Origin of the sequence: Sivoneniella epilithica UHCC 1019 (genome assembly GCF_040830845.1) — a bacterium.
Taxonomy (GTDB): Bacteria; Cyanobacteriota; Cyanobacteriia; order Leptolyngbyales; family Leptolyngbyaceae; genus ULC077BIN1.
Genome location: NZ_JBFPDP010000010.1, coordinates 21691 through 37468, shown reverse-complemented (window position 1 = coordinate 37468; position 15778 = coordinate 21691). Strand labels below are relative to the sequence as shown.

12 protein-coding genes are annotated in these 15778 nt (G+C 48.1%); 4 read left to right on the top strand and 8 right to left on the bottom strand.

All coding sequences use genetic code 11. The annotated features are described in order from the left end of the window. Positions 1–2: 2 nt before the first annotated feature. Together AB3R30_RS08585 and AB3R30_RS08580 are read right to left on the bottom strand one after the other, a co-directional pair. Positions 3–2933, bottom strand: coding sequence for a PAS domain-containing sensor histidine kinase (locus AB3R30_RS08585; protein WP_458648758.1), 2931 nt, complete (start codon positions 2931–2933; stop codon positions 3–5). Between the two features lie 247 nt (positions 2934–3180). Further along, on the bottom strand, positions 3181–4389 hold the full coding sequence (locus AB3R30_RS08580) for a M20 family metallopeptidase (protein WP_458648757.1): 1209 nt from the start codon (positions 4387–4389) through the stop codon (positions 3181–3183). A gap of 205 nt (positions 4390–4594) precedes the next feature. Between AB3R30_RS08580 and AB3R30_RS08575 the strand changes: the two genes are divergently transcribed. After that, on the top strand, positions 4595–5563 hold the full coding sequence (locus AB3R30_RS08575) for a bestrophin family protein (protein WP_458648756.1): 969 nt from the start codon (positions 4595–4597) through the stop codon (positions 5561–5563). Positions 5564–5597: 34 nt separating this feature from the next. On the opposite strand, the gene AB3R30_RS08570 is transcribed toward AB3R30_RS08575, so the two are convergent. Together AB3R30_RS08570 and AB3R30_RS08565 are read right to left on the bottom strand one after the other, a co-directional pair. Beyond that, on the bottom strand, positions 5598–6245 hold the full coding sequence (locus tag AB3R30_RS08570; protein WP_458648755.1) for a (2Fe-2S) ferredoxin domain-containing protein: 648 nt from the start codon (positions 6243–6245) through the stop codon (positions 5598–5600). A gap of 52 nt (positions 6246–6297) precedes the next feature. Next, positions 6298–6546 carry an Asr1405/Asl0597 family protein gene (locus AB3R30_RS08565; protein WP_458648754.1) on the bottom strand — a complete coding sequence of 83 codons (249 nt, stop codon included), beginning with the start codon at positions 6544–6546 and terminating at the stop codon, positions 6298–6300. 398 nt (positions 6547–6944) lie between these two features. Between AB3R30_RS08565 and AB3R30_RS08560 the strand changes: the two genes are divergently transcribed. Genes AB3R30_RS08560 through AB3R30_RS08550 form a run of 3 tightly spaced genes read left to right on the top strand, consistent with a single transcriptional unit; the run spans position 6945 to position 10388 of the window. Further along, the gene (locus AB3R30_RS08560) at positions 6945–7367 is read left to right on the top strand and encodes a DUF1824 family protein (protein WP_458648753.1); all 423 of its coding nucleotides are present in this window, start codon (positions 6945–6947) and stop codon (positions 7365–7367) included. 14 nt (positions 7368–7381) lie between these two features. Next, positions 7382–8119, top strand: coding sequence for a VanW family protein (locus AB3R30_RS08555; protein WP_458648752.1), 738 nt, complete (start codon positions 7382–7384; stop codon positions 8117–8119). A 37-nt stretch (positions 8120–8156) separates the two neighbouring features. Then, positions 8157–10388, top strand: a complete 2232-nt coding sequence (locus AB3R30_RS08550; RefSeq protein ID WP_458648751.1) for an ATP-dependent helicase — start codon at positions 8157–8159, stop codon at positions 10386–10388. 163 nt (positions 10389–10551) lie between these two features. On the opposite strand, the gene AB3R30_RS08545 is transcribed toward AB3R30_RS08550, so the two are convergent. The 4 genes from AB3R30_RS08545 to queG form a co-directional block, all read right to left on the bottom strand. Next, on the bottom strand, positions 10552–11190 hold the full coding sequence (locus AB3R30_RS08545; protein ID WP_458648750.1) for a histidine phosphatase family protein: 639 nt from the start codon (positions 11188–11190) through the stop codon (positions 10552–10554). 373 nt (positions 11191–11563) lie between these two features. Beyond that, complete coding sequence (locus AB3R30_RS08540; RefSeq protein WP_458648749.1) at positions 11564–14113, bottom strand: glycogen/starch/alpha-glucan phosphorylase; 2550 nt, start codon at positions 14111–14113, stop codon at positions 11564–11566. Between the two features lie 246 nt (positions 14114–14359). Continuing rightward, positions 14360–14491, bottom strand: coding sequence for a hypothetical protein (locus AB3R30_RS08535; protein WP_458648748.1), 132 nt, complete (start codon positions 14489–14491; stop codon positions 14360–14362). A gap of 111 nt (positions 14492–14602) precedes the next feature. Then, on the bottom strand, positions 14603–15541 hold the full coding sequence (gene queG / locus AB3R30_RS08530; RefSeq protein ID WP_458648747.1) for a tRNA epoxyqueuosine(34) reductase QueG: 939 nt from the start codon (positions 15539–15541) through the stop codon (positions 14603–14605). Positions 15542–15778: the final 237 nt, after the last annotated feature.

Below are 15778 nucleotides of genomic sequence, written 5' to 3'. Positions count from 1 at the left end.
GACTACAAGTGAAGGGCAAAGGTGGTCCAGCCTTGGTTGCTTTCAACGTGAATCGAGCCGCCTAGTACAGCCACAAGTCGCTGTACTAACGCCAATCCTAAGCCTGTGCCGCCTTGCCGCCAGCGATCGCCATTGGGCACCCGATAAAATTTGTCAAAAATTCGTGCTAACTCTGTCGCTGGAATTTCTACTTGATTTTGTACTGAAAAGGCAATCTGAGCGCCGCGATCGCCAGATGGGTTCTCTAAGTGCTTTACGCTCAAAATTACCTCGCCGTTGGGAGGCGTATATTTACAAGCATTATTCAGCAGTTCAGCCAACACCCGTTCTAAGGTGGGCTGGTCAGCGATGATCGGTGGCAGGTTGGCTGGAATGCAAACTTGCAAATTTTGTTTGCGATCGTGTGTTCGCGATCGAAAGGGTTCTACTAAATGAGCCAGACACTCTTGCAGATTTATTTCTACTGGATTAAGCGAATAGGCAGCCGCTTCTAGCCGTTGCAGGTCGAGCAAGTCATTAATTAACTCAATTTCTCGAATGCACTCAGATTGCAAAATATCTAAATATTGCTTTTGGCGTTCCGGGCTGGTCATGGTTTTCAACATGTGGATCGCCATCTTCATGTTAGACATGGGAGTCCGCAGTTCATGGGACACGGTGCTGAGAAAGTCGTCTTTTAGCTGGTTAAGCTCCTCCAATGCGGCAACCTGTGCGTGAGTTGCTTGATAGAGGCGGGCTTGACGAATCGCGATCGCGCATTGATTGGCGACCTGCTGCACCAACCGAATCTCTAAATCTGTAAAAAACTCATCTGCCCGTCTAAACAGCCACAAATCGCCCATGACGCTTTGGTCATCCACAATAGGACAGACAAAAGCGGCATGGATTCCCGCCAAGGGGCGCATCCCGATATCGCGAATGCGGCAAAACTGAAAGTATTGGGTTTGCAAAAGCTGATCATACAGATGGGCATGATCTGCCATCTCCACGGTGCAACCTTTGGCGGCTGGAACGTCATAGCGAATATATTCATAGCGAATGGTCGAAGTGCCTTGCTTTAGATCATAAATACCCGCATCACACCCCGCAGTTCCTAACCCTAAAACTAGCTCTTGAACAGCATTTTGAAGAATTTGATCTTCGTCTAAACTATCACGTACTGAGTCTGTAATTCGCTTGAGCAGGGCTTCATAGGTCAAAGCTTGCTGAAGTTGAGTCGTCCGTTCTCGCACTTGTTCTTCTAAGTTGGCGTTGAGTTGACGCACTTGGCGGTAAAGCTCGGACTGTTGAATGGCGATCGCCACCTGAATCGCCAGTTGCTCCAATAGCCCGATTTCATAGGCTGCCCAGAACCGCGTCGCACTACACTGATGGGCAACGAGCGTTCCCCACAGTTCATTTCCATGCAAAATTGGCACCGCCAAAAAAGATTGAATCTGCCACTGTGCCATAAACGCTTGCAGTTCGGGAGACTGCTGTTGTTGATCATCCACAACAATATGCTGTCCCTGGCGATAGGTCAGATGGCGCTGCCCAAAAGAGGTGTCATTTACGGTTAAACCCAAGAGAGACGGATAGTTGGGCTGCACTGATTCGGCGGTGACAATGCGATCGCCGCTGGCAAGACTGCGATAAATCACGACCCGATCTGCCATTAAAAATTGGCGCACCTCCAAAACCGTGGTGTTCAAAATTTCTTTTAGGTTCAACGATTGACGAATTCGATGGGAAATACTGGCTGATAACTGCGCCAATCCTGCCATTAATCGTTCTCGTTCTGCCTGTTGCAACAGGGCTGCTTCCGCCAATTTGCGTTCACTAATATCTCGTGTAAAGCAGTGATGCCCAATCAGTTGGTCGTACCAATCATAGGCAGCTACCATTACGACTTCTTTGTAAAAGTTCGAGCCATCTTTACGAATTGCCCGCAACTCTGCCTCAGCTTTGCCATGCAGCAGCATGTGCTGGTAGCTTGCCTCTGCGATCGCCACATCGTCTGCATAGATTGTGTCCTGCCAAGCCATGCCAATCATTTCTGCCTGCTCATAGCCCAATGACTCAGCGTAAGCCCGGTTCAGCGCAATGTAGTGTCCTTTCGTATCTAAACGAGCGATCCCTTCCACGGCATTTCCAAGCGCCGTACTCATTTCTAAAAGTTCAGCTTGGGCGTGTCGCCGCTCAGTCACATCGACTAAAAATAGAGACAATCCATCTGCCGTGGGAAAAACACGCACCTCAAACCAAGTTCGCAGGAAGGGATAAAACTCTTCAAAGCTGACTGGAATTTTTTGGGAAAGCGCTTTGTTGCATTCTTGATCTAGAGTTGAGCCAATAAAATCGGGGAACGTTTCCCAAAGATTTTGACCTAATAATTCTTCTCGCGATCGCTGAATCAGTTGTGCCGCTTGATGATTCAGGTAGGTAAAGCACCAGTTTTTATCTAGAGAAACAAATGCATCTGTGACGCTTTCGAGAATAATAGCAATCTGCCGATTTGCTCCTCGTAGGGCTTCTTCTACCCGATTGCGTTCGGTAATATCATGACAATTAACCACTACTCCCCGAATGGCAGGATCGTCCAATAAGCTAGTCGCAACGGCTTCAAAAGTCCGCCAACAGCCATTTCGATGGCGCACCCGATATTCGATCGCAGATTGTGCAACGTGGGGATTTTGTACTGCATTTTGCAACACTTCTATCACTACCGCCACATCATCAGGATGAACTAATTCAGTTGCAGATTTTCCACTGACATCTTCTAAGCGATAGCCCAAAACACGCTCTGCGGAAGGACTAGAGTAGCGAAAAACACCCGTTTCATCCAAGATCACAATGATGTCAGTGGCATTTTCAATCAATGAACGAAAGCGGCGATCGCTCTCTTCTAGATTAATGTCCGCTAGTTCGCGTTCCAACTTATTCACCTCTACCATCCGTTGTTAGCGACTACCCACGTTAATCAATCTTCAACCGTCCGCTCAAAAGCCCCAAAGTTGAGATCAATACCCCAACCATAGATACAACCCAGATTTTCCATAGTGGAACTGATCATTCTATGACGTAACCGTATTTCTGCTGAGCGCTCAGAAGTTTTTCGGACTAATCTTCTCTAACCGTAGAAATAACTGAAGCTTTGATCATAAATCACATTCTATAAAACCTGTAGGATTGGGCAAAGGGTTAAGACAAAGTAACGTCTTCATAGGAAGTCGGCATCTGCTGCCAATATTGCCACGCCGCATAAGCAAGGGTGACAATGCCCGTCACAATGGATGTTTCATCAACAGCAAATTGAGGATGATGTAACGGGTAATTGTGGCGATCGCGAAACCCAACCCCTAGCCGAAACATGCTCCCCGGTGCATGTTGCAGATACATCGAAAAATCTTCTGCACCCAACGATGGTTCCTGAATCATCACAATGCCGCCATCACCCCAAGCTTCTCTCGCCGCCGACTCCAGCAATTGGGTCAACGCCAGATCATTTTGCACCGAAGGCACCCCCCGCTGATAGTTCACCTCATAGCGGGCACCGTAGGGCTGACAAACCCCCGCCACAATCCGCTCAATCCAGTCTGGCAAAGCCGCGCTCGTTTCTGGATGCAGCGATCGCACCGTGCCCAGTAGTTTCACCTGATCCGCAATCACATTCGGTGCCCGCCCGCCGCTAATTTGCCCGATCGTCAGCACCACAGGACGCAGGGGATTTTGGGTACGGCTAATTGCCTGCTGCACCGTGGTGATCACCTGGGAAGCAATCCAAATGGCATCTACCGCCTCATGGGGACGCGCCCCATGTCCCGACTCGCCCAAAATCGTAATCTCCAAATCATCTGCCGCCGCCGTCAATGCCCCGTAGCGAATGCCCACCATTCCCGCCTGAATGGACGGAAACACATGCACAGACAATACGCCTGCTACGTCTTTCATTGCCCCATCGTTGATCATCCAGTTTGCACCCTGCGCCACTTCTTCCGCAGGCTGAAACAAAAATCGCACGTTTCCCGGCAACGGTTTTCCCAGTTGGGCGAGAACCATCGCCGTTCCCAATCCCACAGTGGTATGAACATCATGTCCACAGGCGTGCATCACCCCCAATTGCCGGGAAGCAAACTCTAGACCCGTGCGCTCATGAATCGGCAGTGCATCCATATCCGTCCGAATCGCCAGCGATCGCGCACTCCTGTTCTCACCGCGCAATTCTCCAATCACTCCAACTTTACCGACCCCTTCTTTCACCTGTAACCCGCAGGAGGAAAGCACTCCAGCGACATAAGCGGCAGTTTGATGCTCTTGACCACTCAGTTCTGGATGACTGTGTAAATGGCGACGAATTTCAATAAATCGAGGAGCTAAATTTGCAGCAATATCCTTAATTTGAGTCAGCATGAGGCGATGTGTTGTGCTTTACCCTCATGATACGAGGTGCAACAAGAAAGGGCGAGGGGCGAGGGGCAAGGGGGAAATGTGGACAGGGACTGGATAGATAGTAGATAGTAAACAGGGCATCCATTCGATGCACTACCTCATAGACTCAAAAAACATAGAGGTGTCAGTCAATCAGCCCTCGCTCCTGCCCTCTCGCCCCTCGCCTATGCCTATCTCGCCTATGCCTATCAAAGACAAAAACTGGTTCCAGACGGCATTTCAGCTTAAAGGCTCTGTCATTCCATCGATTTTGGGACGCACTATTATTTGTGGTTTGTTTGGAGTCTTGATCTCTGTTTTTGCCTACTTTAAGCATCCCGTAGCGCTGCCAACCCTTGCCAGTTTAATTCCTAATATTGTGTTGGGGTTGCTGCTGGTCTTTCGGACAAACACGGCGTATGAGCGATTTTGGGAGGGGCGAAAATTGTGGGGATCAATTGTGAATACAACTCGCAACTTGGCTCGTCACATTTGGATTGTGGTGCCGGTAAAACAGCCAGAAGAGCGAGATGATAAAATTGCGGCGTTGAAGTTGCTGGTAGCGTTTGCGATCGCCACAAAGCAGCACCTCCGACAGGAACCGCTGGGTGCAGAAGCGGAAAAATTGATCCCGCCTGACAAATTTCGCAAGCTGCAAACAATGAATCATCCACCGCTAGAAATCGCCTTTTGGATTGGAGACTATTTGCAGCATCAATATAGCCATCAACAGTTTGATAGCTACCAACTGATGGCGATGCAGAACTTGCTCAATGGCTTAGTAGACTATTTGGGTGGCTGTGAGCGAATTTTGAAAACACCCATGCCAATAGCATATTCGATTCATCTCAAACAGTTGCTATTGCTCTACTGTTTGTCCTTACCCTTTCAAACCGTGGGTCAATTAGGCTGGTGGACTGGGGCTGTGGTCGCGCTGATTAGCTTTACGCTATTTGGCATTGAGGAAATTGGCATCGAAATTGAAAACCCATTTGGGCATGATGCAAACGATTTGCCGCTTGATACAATCTGCGCCACAATGCTTCGCAACATTGAGGACTTAATGACGCTAACTCCAGGAATGGAAAGGAGATTTGAGGAGAGTTTAGGAGACACAGACCTTCCGCTTGTCGGTTTGAACAATACTCCTGTTTAAGCTGATCCTGGTTCAGAAATTGGCAAGCAATGATTTAGAAGATGGCGCTTTCTGTAGGAATAGCTTCACGACTTGGAGTAACGGGAAAATGCTGAGCAATCATTTGGGGAATTTCTTTTGCGGTAAAGCGACTGTAGCGAGTTTTGTCAGGCATAACCAAGTTTGGACCTGCTTTACACTGTTTCATGCAGCCCGTCCCCTTTACTGTCACTTGATCCTGCAAACCGCGATCGCTCAAAGTTGCTTGTAGTGCTTGACAAACCGCTTTTCCACCCCGCTTCATGCAGTCTGACTTTTGACACATGAGAATCGTTTCCGAACGCTGTGCCTTTGGTTTCCCAGCCCCATTCCCAGCCATATTGGTTGCAGGGAGCGATATCTCAGGGCTTGCCATCGTTGGTTTGCTGCCTTGTCCAAGAGCCACCTGTTTAATTAAAAACGCTTTGTATTTAACGTCTCCAGTTGCTAAATCAACCGATCGCTCTCCAAATACTCTAATCCAGTTTCCTGGAGCTAGCACACCTGTTACGGAAGCTCTTGACTCCTTGGAAAGTTTAATGCAAAGCTCACCCTCCGCAGTTGCCACCGATAAATACTTAATCTTGTAACCCTCTTCCAAAATAAAGCTGAGGAAGCGTCCTTCAAGACTAAATGTAGAGATCTGCTTATTTTTTTTGCTCATGATGATTTAAGTGGCAAGGGCGATAGGCGAAAAGTCAAGTAGCGTAGACTAATTAGCAATTAGCGTCTAAACATCTTTCTAGCCAGTCTACAAGCTCTAGACGGGATGCAGTAATCTGCTGGACAACACTCCGAAGCTGCAAGATGGCAATGGGATGGGTGATTTCTACCTGAAGATAACCATCGGAGTGACACTGACAAGAAATATTAAGGTCTTGCAACCGTTGACAGGCGAGCCAGCGATCGCAGCGAGAAATGCTTCCTACGGGAACAGTTAACGTCATTGAGCTAGATAAATTCATTAGTTTAGCTAATGCAAATGATTCTTAGAGGTTATAAAAGCCTGAGCGATCGCGGTTCTGCGGCAAACCATCTGCCACAGGTTCAAACTGATCAAACCTAGTGTTCCCCTTAGTTAAGAGCAAAGACACAAAGATTTGTCTAGTAAAATTTAACCTATTTGACTCAACATCTTTCTGAAAGAATACTAATCATAGTTGCGAAAGAAGTTCAACAGCTTATGTATTAGCATACACCATCCTAAATCACTTGCATATTATTCTCAACAAGCTACTCATTTTCTCAGCGTCCGGAAAAACGGATGAATCGGAAGGAGCCTGAATAGGAGATAGTGGAGTGTGGATAGAAAACCATCGCGCCTGTTTTTACCTGCTAAGACTCACTATTGTCTTTTTTACTGATGAATCTTGACACGGCTCAAACGCTTTTAAGGCAGTTTCTTTGCATTGAACAAGTGCCTATAGACCAACTGCCTACTGTAGAGGCGATTCGGTTAGCCATCCGACAGGTCTGCGATCGCTCCGATTATCAAATTTTTGGTATTTGTGCAGACACTGCGCCTCAAGCGATCGCAACTCTGCATTGCTATCTCGCTGCACTAGGATATTCTGCTAGACCTCAGCCCGATGCGATTCGTAAAACGATCCCTACGGGAATCGCTGGCTCCGTCTATCTCAAGTTCAACCCCAAAACTAACCGCTGTCTCCTAGATGTTTATACAGGAACTCATCGCGGGGTGCTGGTGTCTTGCCAATCGGCTGACGATGAAGACGTGAACGAAACCTATGGACACTTACCCTTGAATTTATTTAACAAACCGTAGCGACTCGATACCGCATGAAACAACTCATTCCTGCTTCTTGGAGATTGCGCCTCAAAGTGGTTCAAAGAGATTGGTTTGATTGGTCAACGGGGCAGTCCAATCACTTTGTTGATTCGCAACATTTATGGCATTCAGAAAAACAATTATTTCAACCTCAAATTCATCTAACTCAAGCCATTTTCACAACGGAATATTCTGATAATAAAAAACACAACTTGGCATTGGCGATCGCTCATATTCAAGACGTGCTAATTTCACCCAATCAAATTTTTTCGTTTTGGCATTTAGTTGGATGCCCCAGCCAAAAAAGAGGATATTTAGCAGGACGAGCGATCGCCAAGGATCAGCTTACGGCAGAGATTGGCGGGGGGTTATGTCAACTGTCGGGATTGATTTACTTTCTTATCTTAAAAGCTGGCATTACGCCCTTAGAGCGACACCCTCACTCCAAAGATATTTACACAGAGACCAATCGCTTTGCACCCCTCGGTTCTGATGCAACCGTGGTGTATGGCTATAAAGATCTGCGGTTTAGAAACCCCTATTCCTTTCCTTTTTATTTTCAATTGGATCTGCAATCCCAGGCGCTCCAAGCGGCAATATATGCGCCTGAATCATTTCCTCAATTACGCATAGAATTTAAGCAAGCAGAATTACTCGATGGCGTGCAAATTCAAACGGTTCGCCATCGATTAGACGAGTCCCATTATGAAGTAATAGATTCCACCTTTTACCCAAAGTTGCTCTGCTAAATGCTTTACAAGTTTTCACCCCTCCACCCCTCTACTTATGCTTGCTTCCCCTCCAACTACCCTTGACGATCTGCGTGCCATGCTGCGAGTGGGGCAGCGAGAACTGGCGGATTGGCAGTCGGGCGTGTTGGCAGTGTCGGCGGTGCCAGGATCGGGTAAATCCACTGGAATGGCGGTAGCAGCCGCGATCGCGATCGCAAAAAACCAACTCAATGCCCGACGACAGTTGATCATAGTGACGTTCACGCGATCGGCAGCCGCAAACATCAAAGCCAAAATTCGTGGTTACCTCAAGCAGCTATCCTTACCGCAGCAAGGTTTTTCAGTTTATACCTTGCATGGTTTAGGATGGGCGATCGCCCGGAGCCACCTTGAGCGATCGAGCTTAAATTCTGACACGCTGCTGGTTACGCCCAACCAAAACCATCGCCTAGTGCGCGCCTGTGTGGAACAGTGGATTGCCACCAATCCGCGTCTGTTTCAAACCTTGCTAGAAGGACGACAGTTCGACGGGGAAGAAACCGAGCGACTGCGGCGACAGTCTGTTTTGCGAACGGAAGTATTGCCCACTCTCACAACAACCGTGGTGCATGAGGCGAAAAGTTCTGGATTGCAGCCCGATGATTTGCGCCGCTTCAGTGATGCTGCTGCCGATGAATATTCGGTGCTGGCGATCGCGGCAGGGCTGTATGAACTTTATCAAGAGCAACTCCAGCGGCGGAACTGGATGGATTACGACGAAATCATTTTGGCAGCGTTGCGCGTGTTGAATGACTCCACCGTGCGGCACTATTGGCAACAACAAGTGTTTGCCGTGTTTGAAGATGAAGCCCAAGATTCTAGCCCATTGCAAACTCGCCTATTAGAAATTATTGCCGCTGATCCGGCTCAATCCGATCCGCTCAATTTAGTGCGCGTCGGTGACCCCAATCAAGCGATTAATTCTACTTTTACGCCTGCCGACCCCATTTTCTTTCGCGAGTTTTGTGATGTCTGCGATAGCCAAAATCGGTTGGCAACCATGACTCAAGCAGGACGCAGCACGATCGCGATTATCAATGCTGCAAACTTTGTGTTGGAGTGGGTGAATCGCTCCAAACTTGCCGAAACCGAACAGCCGTTTCGTCTGCAAAAAATTCAGCCTGTGCCTCTTGGCGATCCGCAGCTTAACCCGAAGCCAGAAGGACGTGGACTGGAGCTTTACACACCAGACGATGTGTTTCAAACAGTGGAATTAATCGGGCAGCGATCGCTCCAGTTATTTCAAAATAACCCGGAAGGTGCCGCCGCAGTATTGGTGCGAACGAATGAACAAGGGCGGTTTGTGGCGCGAGAACTGCAACGCTGGTACGGTGACACGATTCCGGTGTATGAAGTAGGGCAACAGGAGCGCCAATCCCATGTGCCTGTCGAGATGCTGACGCTGCTGCAATTTTGCGATCGCCCCCATTCACCCGATAACTTGAAAAGTGCCCTCGCGACTTTAGTTCAGCGCAAACTGATTCCGACGCAAGATTTGAACGCGATCGTCAGTTTTCCTGAACAAATGCTGTATCCCGGACCGCTCGATCCCATTCAATCCGATCCGGTTCGCCAAGCCCGACGCTATTGCACCAGTCTCCTGCGCGCTCGGCTAGAACTGCCGCCCTATCAACTGATTTCCTTCTTTGCGTTTACTCTGGGCTACAACCAAAGCGAACTCGCTACGGCGGACAAATTGGCTGACCGCACCACCCAGCAAACCCAAGGCGACCCAACGCTACCTGCTATTCTCGCGGCACTGAATGACATCGTGGCTTCAGAACGGTTTGAGCCAGTGGATACCGAGAATGCGGACGATCGCTACACGAAAGCCGGACAGTTGACCATTATCACCATGCATAAAGCGAAAGGGTTGGACTGGGACTGGGTATTCATTCCCTTTTTACATGAAAATATGATTCCCGGTACGCCTCGCATTCCGCCCCAAGCCACCTTTTTAGGGAATTTCACCTTGGCAGAAGTCGCCCGTGCCCAAATTCGCGCCCACGTCCACAATCAGCCTGGGTTTCCCGATACGCTAGCCGCCTGGAACCGTGCCCAAAATCTGAAAACTGCCGAGGAATTCCGCCTACTCTATGTGGCGATGACCCGCGCCAAACGCTTGCTGTGGATGTCTGCGGCTGCCAAAGCGCCCTATACCTGGAATAAACCCGACAACCTCAGCGATCGCAACCCCTGTCCAGTGTTTCCAGTACTGCAAGAGCGCTTTCCAGAAGCAATAGTCTAGTGGTCGTTGCTGAATCTAGATATAAAATTCGTAGGGGCAATCCCTTGTGGTTGCCCTTATCCCAGTAAGGGTAGGCACAAGGCGCTACCCCTACCAATGAAAATCATGTCTGCATTTAGTAATGCCGCCTAGTGAAACTCACGATAGACCCACGATCGCTCCATCAAGTACCGGGTCGATTGCGGATATGTTCAGGAATGTGATAGCGATCGCCCAACACTTCTAACATCGGACCGTGTTCATTCAATTTGACGATGGTGATGGAAGTAGTCAGGACATTAATGCGATCGCGGTAACGCCCTAAGTCAATTCCCAGCAGGCTACACAGCATAATCCGAATGGTGGCTTTGTGGGAGACAACCAGCACATTGCCAGATCGATGTTTTTCGTGAATTTCAGTAAGCACCAATGAGGCGCGGTTGGTAATTTGCACGGAGGTTTCGCCGCCAGTGGGAGCATTCCAGGCAGGTTCCGCCCGCCAGCATTGATAAGCCTCGCCAAAATGCTGCTTTACGTAGTCTAATGTGTGCCCTTCCCACTCTCCATAGGAAATCTCCCTTAACCCAGGGCGAATCTGCATATCAATTCCCACTGCCTCGCACAAAGGTTTTGCCGTGGCGATCGTGCGTTTCTTTGGGCTAACATATACCGCTTCCCAGGGAATGGATTTGTAAGCATCTGTAAACGCCTTTGCCATTTCTACCCCTTCAGGCGTAAGTTCAGCATCCAGATCACCACAGTAGCTACCAGTTTGGCTGAATTCGGTTTCGCCATGACGAAGAAAATAGATTTTGAGGCTCATGATAATTTCCTACAATTTACTTCGCACTCGATATCACTCACTTTGCACATTCCAACTTTATCAAGCTGTTTGCTCCTGCGCTTGGGTAGGCTGATCACGATGAAAAGGTGCTATGAGTGACCTTATCGCGGAAATAGGAGTTATGGAAGTAGTGATGTAACTGGGCGACCAGCGAAGTAACAGACTGGTTCACGGCGAGAAAGCTGGGTTCTTTGCTGTTCATAGTTAAGACAATCAAGTGGCTAACTTTCCTAGAACTATACTTGATTCTTTCAAGTTGCAGTCAGAGGTTTGAACTGTAGACAGGGATGGGGCACTACTGAGCGCAATGCCCCAAGGTGAGATCGCCTACTTTAGCGATAAAGAACCTAGCTTATAGAGAAACTCCACTCGGAGTATCCATCAAACTACCGCCTTGCACATACTCCTTCAAATCAATTGAAACAGGCTTGGTATGCCAGATGTTATCGATATAGTCCTGAATGGAACGATCAGACGAAAATTTTCCGGTTCGGGCGGTGTTCAACAACGTCATGCGAGTCCAGAGATCCTGATCACGATAGGTCAAACCGACTCGATCTTGACAATCGATGTAGGAGCGGTAATCAGCAAACAGCAAATATTGATCGTGATACATCAAATCATCGATCAGTGGCTTAAACAGTTCAGTATCTCCATGGGAGAAAAAGCCGGATGAAATGCGATCGATGACCAGCTTCAATTCAGGATCGGTACTGTAGAAATCCTGGGGATTATAGCCTGCTGCTTTTTTCTGAGAAACTTCCTCAGCCGTCAGACCAAACAGAAAGAAGTTTTCGGCTCCGACTTCTTCTAAAATCTCGACGTTGGCTCCATCGAGGGTGCCGATGGTGAGCGCACCATTCATCGCAAATTTCATGTTGCCTGTACCAGATGCTTCCTTACCAGCGGTAGAGATTTGCTCAGATAAATCCGCTGCTGGATAAACTCGCTGGGCAAATTTAACGCTGTAGTCTTTCATAAACAACACCTTCAAGCGATCGCGCACATCAGGATCACGATTCACAACATCGGCGATCGAATTGATTAGTTTAATAATCAACTTTGCCATGTAGTAACCCGGAGCCGCCTTACCGCCAAACAAGAAAGTACGCGGTGTGATGTCGATATCAGGATTTGCCTTGATCCGGTTATATAACGTCACAATATGTAGCGCATTCAGATGTTGGCGCTTATACTCATGAATCCGTTTCGATTGGATATCAAACAAGGAATTAGGGTCAACATTGATGTCATATAACCCTTTGATGTAGTTCGACAAGTCCTGTTTAATCTCGTGTTTGATTGTGCGGAACTCGCTACAAAAACCCGTATCGTCTACATATTTTTCTAATTGGCGTAAGTCATCTAGATGTTTAATCCAATTTCCACCAATTTTGCTAGTAATCAAGCGAGTCAGACGCGGATTGCTCAGTGCCACAAAACGGCGAGGCGTTACGCCATTCGTCACATTGACAAATTTTTCTGGATACATTTCTGCAAAATCGTGCAGCACGTCTTGCTTCAGCAATTTGGTATGAAGCGCCGCCACTCCATTAATTGCATGGCTGCCCACACAGGCTAGATGCGCCATTCGCACATAGCGCTCACCACTTTCGTCAATTAGCGACATGCGGCTCAGGCGATCGAGATCATCAGGAAATTTGATCCGAATGTCATCTAGAAAATGACGATTGATTTCGTAGATAATTTCTAGATGGCGGGGCAGCATCGAGCCAAATAGACTGATGGGCCAACGTTCGAGCGCTTCGGGCAAGAGGGTATGGTTGGTATAAGCAAAGGTGCTGGTTACAATGCTCCAAGCTTTATCCCACTCCATGCCATACTCATCCATCAGCAGACGCATCAGTTCGGCAACTGCGATCGTTGGGTGAGTATCGTTTAATTGAATGGTGAACTTTTCATGGAACCGCTCGATCGCAATATTTTGCCGTTTCAAAATGCGGAACATATCTTGCAACGAGCAGGACACAAAGAAAAACTGCTGCTCTAACCGCAGGATTTTACCCTGGGTCATGTTGTCATTCGGATACAGCACCTTAGAAATAGTTTCCGACTCCATTTTTTTGAAAACCGCGCCGGAGTAATCCCCCGCGTTAAAGGCATCAAAATCAAACGAATCGGTTGCTTCGGCAGCCCACAGTCTTAAGGTGTTGCATGAGTTGACTTTGTACCCAGAAATGGGCGTATCGTAGGGAACGCCGCGCACCACCTTGTCAGGCACCCACAGCACCCGATAGTTCCCGTGTTCATCGGTGAAGGCTTGGGTGTGTCCGCCAAATTTAACTTCTACTTCCCATTCAGGACGGGCAACTTCCCAAGGATTGCCGAACCGTAACCACTTGTCTGTCACTTCCACTTGCCAGCCATCTTTGATATCTTGGTCAAAGATACCAAACTCATAGCGAATGCCATAGCCAATGGAAGGGGTTTCCAGGGAGGCGAGAGAGTCTAAATAGCAGGCAGCCAACCGTCCTAAACCGCCATTGCCAAGACCCGGTTCTTCTTCTTTTTCAAATAGTTCGTCTAAGTCTAACCCTAGTTCAGTCATTGCCTGCTTGACCGTATCAAAAATGCCCAAGTTAATCAGGTTGTTACCCAGGTGAGGACCCATTAAAAACTCGGCTGATAGATAGCAGACGGTACGTGCGCCCTGTTTACTATAGGTTTCAGCGGTGTTTAACCAACGACGAAACAGGCGATCGCGCACGGTGTAAGCCAGCGCCATATAGTAATCATTTTGGGTCGCAATTTCTGGAAACTTGCCCTGAATGTAGAACAAATTGTCCAAAAATGCCCGTTTTAGAGTTTCAATATCCAGCCCGGTACGGTCATCTTCTACACGAACCGTAGGACATTCGGGGGGGATGGGCGCAGTTTGCATCGTCTCAGTTCCTTAGTATTGCCTGTAAATTGCCCGAAGGTTGCGATTCAACAGCAGAGTTCAGTTGAACGGAATAGGTCGCTTGAATAAATAAACCAATATGGAACAGATTCGCTCAGAAGTAAAGATTACCAGTAGCATTTTGCTGATTATGGAGCAGTTAAGCATAGGTAGACGATCTTACAACCTGACATAAATCAGCAAGTGTTGGGTTGGATACCCCTTGCTGATCCACGCCATGCTGTATTAGTTAGACCATTTCCAATTCACTACATCGGGGCGATCGATACCGTGTTCATAAGCATAGCTAGTGCAATAAATCTGTTCATCTTTGAGCATTTCCTTTACATGGGCACCAGCAACCCTGAGTTTAGGCACTCAGTCAATTACATCGATCGCAATGCTAAAGCGGTCAATCTCATTTTAGATGCATCTCTAATGCAACAAATTTTCAAGCTTTTTCCCAGGGTCGCTCTGTTTTCCTATTCTTTATTCCCTAGCCGCATCTAAATTTGCTTGGGCATTTCGTCGCAGCATGGGGGGTTTAATTCGACGGAGAGCAGAAGCAGGAAAACGGTGATCGCACTCTTCATCAGATAAAGTCGCTAGTTCAGTCAGCAACGGCGCTACATTTTCAGGATAGGGCTGAAATTCGACAACATGGGTAGGTTGAGCAAAGCGCTCATTCCAAGGGCAAACATCCTGGCAAATGTCACAGCCAGCGACCCAGCCTTGCATATGAGATGCGATCGCCATTGGCAAGGTTTCCGCTCGGTTTTCAATCGTGTGATAGGCAATGCAGCGGTTAGCATCCACAACAGCAGGCTGCGGAATTGCCCTCGTTGGACACGCATCCATGCAGCGGGTGCAGGTGCCACAATGAGCCGTGTGTGGGCGATCGGCGGTCAACTCCAAATTGGTTAACACTTCCCCCAAAAAGACCCAAGAGCCATAGTCTCGCGTGATCAGGTTGCCATTTTTAGCAATCCAGCCAATGCCTGCCTGTTGTGCCCATGCCTTCTCCTGCACGGGTCCCGTATCGGCATAGTAGCGCGCCTGCACAGTGTCTCCTTGCGCTTGTAGCCAGGTAGACAATGCCTTGAGTTTTTTGTGCAGCACCCGATGATAATCTCGCCCCCAGCCATAGCGAGAAATCTTGCCATAATCTTTGCTATCAGGGCGAGAAACAGGCACATAATAATTGAGCGCCAGACAAATTACAGACTGTGCCGTTGGCATAATCTGCTGAATCTCCTCACGTTTGGGATTCGCCATCCACATCATGTCAGCGTGATAACCCTGAGATATCCAAGATTGCAATGCAGAAGTGGCAGACGCTAAAGGAGGTTGGACGGAAGCAATACCAACTTTGTTAAAGCCTAACTCCAGCGCTTTTTGCTTAATTTGCCCGGTGATGTCAGTTGCCATGGGGTCAGGGATCGGGAATCAGATTTTGACGTTGCTGAATCGAGATATGAAATTCGTAGGGGCAATTCCTTGTGGTTGCCCTTCATCTCCGGCAGGGTAGGCACAAGACCTACCCCTACAGTCAAAAATCATACTTGCAATCAGCAACGCCCAGATTTTTGACGTTGCTGAATCGAGATATGAAATTCGTAGGGGCAATTCCTTGTGGTTGCCCTTCATCTCCGGCAGGGTAGGCAC